This window comes from Mycobacterium sp. 1245852.3, assembly GCF_001669335.1.
GTDB lineage: Bacteria > Actinomycetota > Actinomycetes > Mycobacteriales > Mycobacteriaceae > Mycobacterium > Mycobacterium europaeum_A.
In genome coordinates this window covers 1-6,259 of the sequence record NZ_LZLL01000483.1, presented here as the reverse complement: position 1 = coordinate 6,259, position 6,259 = coordinate 1, and the positions used below count along the sequence as shown (strand labels likewise).

Below are 6,259 nucleotides of genomic sequence, written 5' to 3'. Positions count from 1 at the left end.
GCGGGGTGAGTTGGTGGACCGGATCCTCGCCCTTGAGATTCGGATCTCCGGCGATGTTCCTGACGTCGTCGAGGCTGGGCAGCAATCCGTCCAGATTTGCGGGCGCAACGGTAGGCGGTGGGGGCGGTGTCGTGGTGGTCGCCGTCGTCGTCGCGCTGGGAGCGGTCGTCGTGCTTGGTCCGGCACGGTGCGTCGGTGGACTGCCGGCCTGAGTTAACCCGACGGCCAATGCGACGACCGCCACCGCGATGAAGACGTACGAGAGCGTGACCCCTACCAGGGCACGATCGCGACCGCGCTGGCCGGTGCGCCGGATCTGTGAAAGTCCTACGTGCCCCAGAATCGCGCCGAGGGGTGCGAATACGAACGCGAACACCACCGACAACGTCGCCAGGACATTCGCCTCGTCACGCGGTGCGGACGGCGGCAGCGGCGGTGGCTGACCTTGCGTCGGCAACGAACCGCCGAATGGACGGGGCCCAAATGGGTTGCCCTGCCAGGGGTTGGTCATGGTTCAGCCCGGAATCTTGTCGAGGATCTGGTTGGCGACGGCCGTGGCGGTCTGGCGGGCACGGTCCACGTCGTTGCCGGTGTAGGACACCAGCAGATCGATCACGACGTTGGCCTTCGCGGCGATCGCATGCACCGACAGGTCATCGCGCGCCGCGGCTTCGATGGTGGTGATGCCGTTGCCGGCATCGATCGGCTCGTTGAGCGAGAACGCCACGGTGCTCTTATTGAGGAACGTGATCTTCACCGGCAGACCACCGCACTGGCGCCACGCCGACGACATCTTCGCCAGTTGCGCTTGCGCCGCGGCCGAATCCGGAAACGCCGCGATGGCAGCGTCAATCGACCTCGTGTTGGCTGGGTCATCCCGGTCGGCGAAGACGGGCATGTAGTAGTTGACGAGGGCTCCGACGTTGTACAGGTCAGGCACGCCGGCATATAGAGCGCCGCGGCATTCCGGACGGTCGGTGGTTTGTCCGCCGGCCGCAACATCCTCGGGCCGGCGCAGAATCACCGCCTGTATCAGCTTGTCGTCACCGGTGATGGCTTTGGCGTCGGCGAGAGTGGGCACCAGCCGTGCCAGATCGGACGGCGTGATCGCGGGGCCAGCGGACGGGAAAGCCGTGGTGGGTGCGGCGGTGCGGGCGGCAGGGCTGTCGGGCCGCGTGAGCCACACCACCAAAACGCCGACCACCACTGCGATCACCACGTACGACAGCACCGTCCCCACCAGAGCACGGTCGCGGCCGCGCTGACCCGTGCGCCGAATCTGCCGAAGCCCGAGGTGCCCCAGCACCGCCCCGACGGGGGCGAACACGAACGCGAACACCGCCGACAACGTCGCCAACGCGTTGACCGGTGGGCGGTCCGGAGGTGGCACCGGCGCCGAATACACCGGAGGCCCGGGCGGGACACTCCCGAACGGCGTGCCGCCAAACGGATTGTGCTCGAACGGGTTCTGAGGTGGGTTGGTCATGTTCGCCGCGCCGAAACCTAAAGCACGCCGAAACTCGAGGTGACCCAACGGACCGGGTCGACGCACCGGAACGGCGCGATGCCCCGGGCGTGCAGTCGCTGCCCGCTCGGTGGCTGGCCGAGGGCCGAGACGACGAAGAAGCGGTGCCTCAGCCGCCTTGGGGTGGAGGGGTTTTCGACGCCGGCGATGATGGATCCGGCGTTGAGCCGGGTCAGCAGGCTACGCACCTCTTCGTGCAGCAATTGACCGTCGTTGTCGTCATAGAGCACCGAATCCGAGGGATCACGCAGATACGCGGCGCCGGCGTTGGACATCACCATGCTCCACTCGGAGCCATCGACGTCGCGCAGCGCCCGCAGCGCGTCGAACTTCGACAAGATGACCGCCAGCCGTGGTTCGCCGGACCCGATGGCCATCATTACGTTGTTGAGCACGCCGCCTGGATCTCCCCCGCTCACCATCTGCGGGGGCAGCAGGTCCTGGAGCTGATCCCGAATCGATTGCACCCGAAGCGGATCGAACATGAAGAACACGGCCTCGGCGTTGCTGAAGAACCGAAACGGCGGGGAATGCAGGTTGCCGGACTCCATGTCCTCGCCGGCGACGTCGCGCAGCACCAGGTAACGCTGCACCCCATGCCAGGTGCCCAGGCTGAAAATCAGTGGCTCGCGCTGCGTGGACGTCTGGGTCATTATCGTCGGCGTCGGCGGGATCAGGCCGCGCTGCACGAACAGCGGTGTCTCGTAATGGGTTGTGTAGGCGACGGCCGTCGAGCGCGTCGCGGGCGCCATCGCGAATCCGAGGTGTTCGCACAACAGCTGCAGTTGGCGAACCAGCACGGCGATGTAGAGGCTCTTGCCGGTCGCGCGGGCCCCCGCCATCGCAATGCAGTACGCCTGGCCTTCGCGCCATCGATCGGGCAGCGTGAAGTGGCACACCGGGCAGATCTCGAGGACGGGACCGCGCAGCGCCTGGGCGGCAATGTTCGGCGGCGGCGGGCCGTTGTACCCGGGCGGACGATCCCACCGGAACATCGGCCCGATGTCGGCCTTGGCGCCCAGGAACGCCGAGCCGACCTCGTCGTGATAGCGGGGTGCACCACTGGTGGGCGCCAGTGTCCACAAGTGGTGGTCGGGATCCAAAAGCGCAAAGCACCGTGGGCATTTGGTCAAAATCGCCGGGATTGCGGGCGCGGTCATGTGAGGGCCCGAACAAGCCCGGCGGTGATGTCATCGAGCACCTGCGGATGCGCGAGCAGTTCCGCGGCCGCGTCTTGCCCCGAGCGCGGCGCCGGCAGCCGCGGTCCGGCGACCCGGCGGTCATCGGACAGGGTGATCAACGCAAAGCCGCGCTGCACGCCGCTGACCGGGAAGTCCGAACAGGCCACGGTGGCGATGTCGGTGCGCAGCCGCGACCAGCGCGCGCCCGCCGACCATCGCGGCTGTAGCTTGCGCACCGCTTCGGCGAGCCCCGCACCCGGCCCGGCGGCGTGGTTTTCCGCAGCGATCTTGGTGACGTCGGCTCCGACGAGCACCGCGGCCACGTCGCGGATTCCGAGGGCGTCGGCTACCCCCACCGCCACGTCGGTGGCCGCCGCCGCGCTGCCATCGGCGAACCAGGGGCGCATCGACGCCGAACTGTTCAGTGCGACAACGAGTTCAGCGTGGGCCTGCTTGCGGTCCCGGCCGATGAGACGCCGCGCCGAGGTGCGGGCCGCGGCCGCCAGCGGGCTCAGCGCCGTGTCGGCCGCGGCGGTCACGGAGACCTCGATGTGGTGGCCGGCCGGGCGCAGTTCGGCGAACACCACCGCGGTGTCGCCGCTGACGTCCACCGGGTCGAACAGCACCTGGACGGGGTCGGCATCGTCGGGCACATCGTGGGCGATCGCGAGATGCACGACCGTGCCGGCGCCGAATTGTGTTGTGAAGGCGGGGCGCACGGCGATGGTGACGGGACCGGTCAGCGAGGGCAGGACGACATGCTGGGGGCTGGAGCGCACCACGGCCTGACCCGGCGCGCCCTGTATGTCGAGGGCGGCGTCGTGTACCGCACCGCTGATCGAGACCGACAGCGGCCCGACGGGTATGTGGGCGCGCTGATTACGTGCGGTCAGGGCGTAGATCGGCATCAGGGGTTCCTCCACATCGGAGCCGGCGGGGTAGCCAGCGGCGCTTGCCCGTCGGAGCGGCGGGCCAGCATGGCGCTCAGCAGCTTCCGGTATCGCCGCGGCGGCGCTGCCTCGTTGCTGCCGGCCATCCGCATCATCGTCGCGAGCACCGCCTCCTGGTTGTCTTCGCTGAACTGCCGGCCTAAGGTCAGTGCGGCGGCGGCCGAGGCCAGCACAGCATCGACGGCATCCGCCGGTTCGGCGGCGTCGGTGCGCAACAGGCTGGCCGCCAACACCTCTGTGGCCGTGACGATTTCGGCATCGGCGAGGGCGACCAGTTGCTCGGCGGCGGCCCCGGCCACCGCGCGATCGGCGGCCAGTTGAGCCGCGAGCACGGGGCGTGGCTGTCCGGCGATCACGGCCAGGGCCGCCAGCACCGTCACCCGCGCCGCGCAGTCGGCGTGCACCCGCCCAGGGCCGATCTCACCCAACGCCGTATCCCACAGCCCGCAGTACGCCCGCTGATGGGTGCTGATGTAGCCGCGCTGCACCCAGGACGCCGGGCTCACCGCGCGCAGCGCGGCACTTGCCACCGCGAGGTCATCGTTGTTGGCGGCGGTGATCTCGTCGGCCAGCCGCAGCAACGACTCACTGTCCGGTGCCCCCAGCAGCGTCGGCAACAGCGCCGCGGTGCTCAACGCGGCTCCGCCCGCCGCCAGCAATTGCGCCGGATCCCACACGTGACGGGCCGCCAGCTCGTCGCGGTATGGGGATCCGTTCGCCGCGAACCACCACAGCTCGGCGAAGCTGTCCGCGTCACTCGGATGGCGCTCGGCGCGCATGCCGCACACCGCCGCGCGGGTCCACGTCGCATCCCACGGCTGCGCGGCCAGCAGCTCGCCCGGCGTGGGCATGCTGGATCCGTCGGCGAACCAGTCCAGCACGGTGTCGCTGATCGCCGAGGCGCCTTCCCAATTCAGACGCAGCGTCGCGGCGGCCGCGGCGATCCGGGTTTCCGGGCCAAGCCGATGCGTCAGCCGTCGGGCCAGCGTGGGCCCTGCGTGCGGGTCGGCCAGCTGGGCCGCGACCCGATCGGTGAGGGCCTGCGTGAGGCGGTCGTCGTCGACGCCCGTCCGCAGCAGCAGATCGACCAGCTTGAGCAGTCGTTGCGGGTCACCGGTGGCGCCGGTCCGCTGCAAAGCCGGCCCGAGGGCGGCCGTCAGCGGCTCGGGAACCGGACGGCCGTGATAGGTGTTGCGGCCCAACGGAATCGGACCCAGTTGATCCAGCCAGGTGTCGTCGTCGATCGCCCGGCACAGGTAGGTCAGCGTGGCGTGCTCGCCGGCGAATCCAGGTAGGTGCTGTTCGGCTGCCTTCCAGGCGTCGGATGTAGTCTGGCCGACGAGCGCCGAAAGCGCCTCGTCGACAAGGCGTTCGGTCGGTGATCCGGGGGCGATGCCCGCCGGCGAGTGCGCGGTGATGATCGCGTTCGCTTCGGGATGGGCGGCGGAGAAATCCTCGTTGGCGGCGATCGTGACGGCCAGGGGCCAGGCCGGGTGCAGGTCTCGATCCTGGGTTTGTGCGGCGCGGTGGTCGAGTTCGTCGAGCACCGCGAGGGCTGACTGCGGGTCGAGCAGCACTTCCTGTGCCATCACCGACCAGGCGGTGACCTCGATCGCCTGGCCGGCAGCGGTCCGATGCGGATCGCCACCCAGCTCCCCGAGCGATAGCGTCGCGGTCTCGTCGATGACCACGAAACCGGTTGGGACCGTGTCCAAGTCAGCGATGGGCACCGCGGCCAGGTGCGCGATGGCGTGCTGCGCCGGACCGAGCTGGTCGGCGCGATCGAAGGTGCTGAAGTTCAGGGTGGCCGCGGTTCCCGGCGACATGAGGAAACTCACCAGGCCGATCCACTGCGCGGCCGAGTCGACGGAGACCGCGCCCAACACCACGGGTGCGCCCCCGTCGAGCGCGGCCGCCACCGCGTCCAGCAATCCGAGCAGGGTGCCCACCCGCCAGGTGCTGGTGTCCAGGGCGAACGCGATCGTGGTTTCTCGGGTGACGACTTGCGCCGCGCCCGGCGGATCACCGGGCAAGGTGGCCCGAGCGACGGCCGCCGCACCGAACGGACGTAACCACGCCGGCGAGCCCCACCGCTGGATTGGTCGCAGCCGCGGCACCGAATCCGGTGCCCTGTCCAGCAATACGTGCGCGAACACGTTGCCCGGCCGCCCGGTGCTATCTGCACCCGCGGCGACGGTGTGCCAGTAGCCCGCCGCATCGCTGGCCCATCGGCGGTACTCGAGGCGCCGCGGCGCCGCGTCCAGCTGTTCCGGAGTGGGATAGTCGGGCAGCGGCGTCACCGGCCGAAAGGCGGTGCGCACACCCGACGCCAAGCGCTGGGTTTCCTCCGCCGACAGCTCCCCGACGGTCTGCTTGACCTGCCAGCCCCCCGCGCCTCCCGGCTGGTCGAAGCTCGTGTAGGCGAGTTGGCCGTAGCGCGGCGTCATGGTGCGCCCACGCTCAGGCGGAGGCTGTGCACGGGCGGGTCCAGGAGCGCGATGGTGCGCAGCCGCGCCGCCGAGGGCGTGTTGACGAACAACCTGATCCATCCGCGCCGGCCCCGCAGATCGACGGCCCACGGCTCGGCGGTTCCCGCGGTGGTC

Annotated in this window: 5 protein-coding genes; all 5 read right to left on the bottom strand. The window is 69.8% G+C overall.

The window, feature by feature from the left end; genetic code table 11:
- The coding region (locus A9W96_RS21435) for a DUF4190 domain-containing protein (protein WP_156765350.1) at nt 1–511 on the bottom strand (511 nt) is incomplete at its 3' end.
- Between the two features lie 3 nt (nt 512–514).
- Complete coding sequence (locus tag A9W96_RS21430; RefSeq protein WP_067142844.1) at nt 515–1,486, bottom strand: sensor domain-containing protein; 972 nt, start codon at nt 1,484–1,486, stop codon at nt 515–517.
- A gap of 17 nt (nt 1,487–1,503) precedes the next feature.
- On the bottom strand, nt 1,504–2,658 hold the full coding sequence (locus A9W96_RS21425) for a hypothetical protein (protein WP_066869773.1): 1,155 nt from the start codon (nt 2,656–2,658) through the stop codon (nt 1,504–1,506).
- A 23-nt stretch (nt 2,659–2,681) separates the two neighbouring features.
- The gene (locus tag A9W96_RS21420; RefSeq protein WP_067142847.1) at nt 2,682–3,614 is read right to left on the bottom strand and encodes a hypothetical protein; all 933 of its coding nucleotides are present in this window, start codon (nt 3,612–3,614) and stop codon (nt 2,682–2,684) included.
- On the bottom strand, nt 3,614–6,103 hold the full coding sequence (locus A9W96_RS21415) for a hypothetical protein (RefSeq protein ID WP_067142841.1): 2,490 nt from the start codon (nt 6,101–6,103) through the stop codon (nt 3,614–3,616). The genes A9W96_RS21420 and A9W96_RS21415 overlap by 1 nt, the downstream gene beginning before the upstream one ends.
- Between the last annotated feature and the right edge of the window lie 156 nt (nt 6,104–6,259).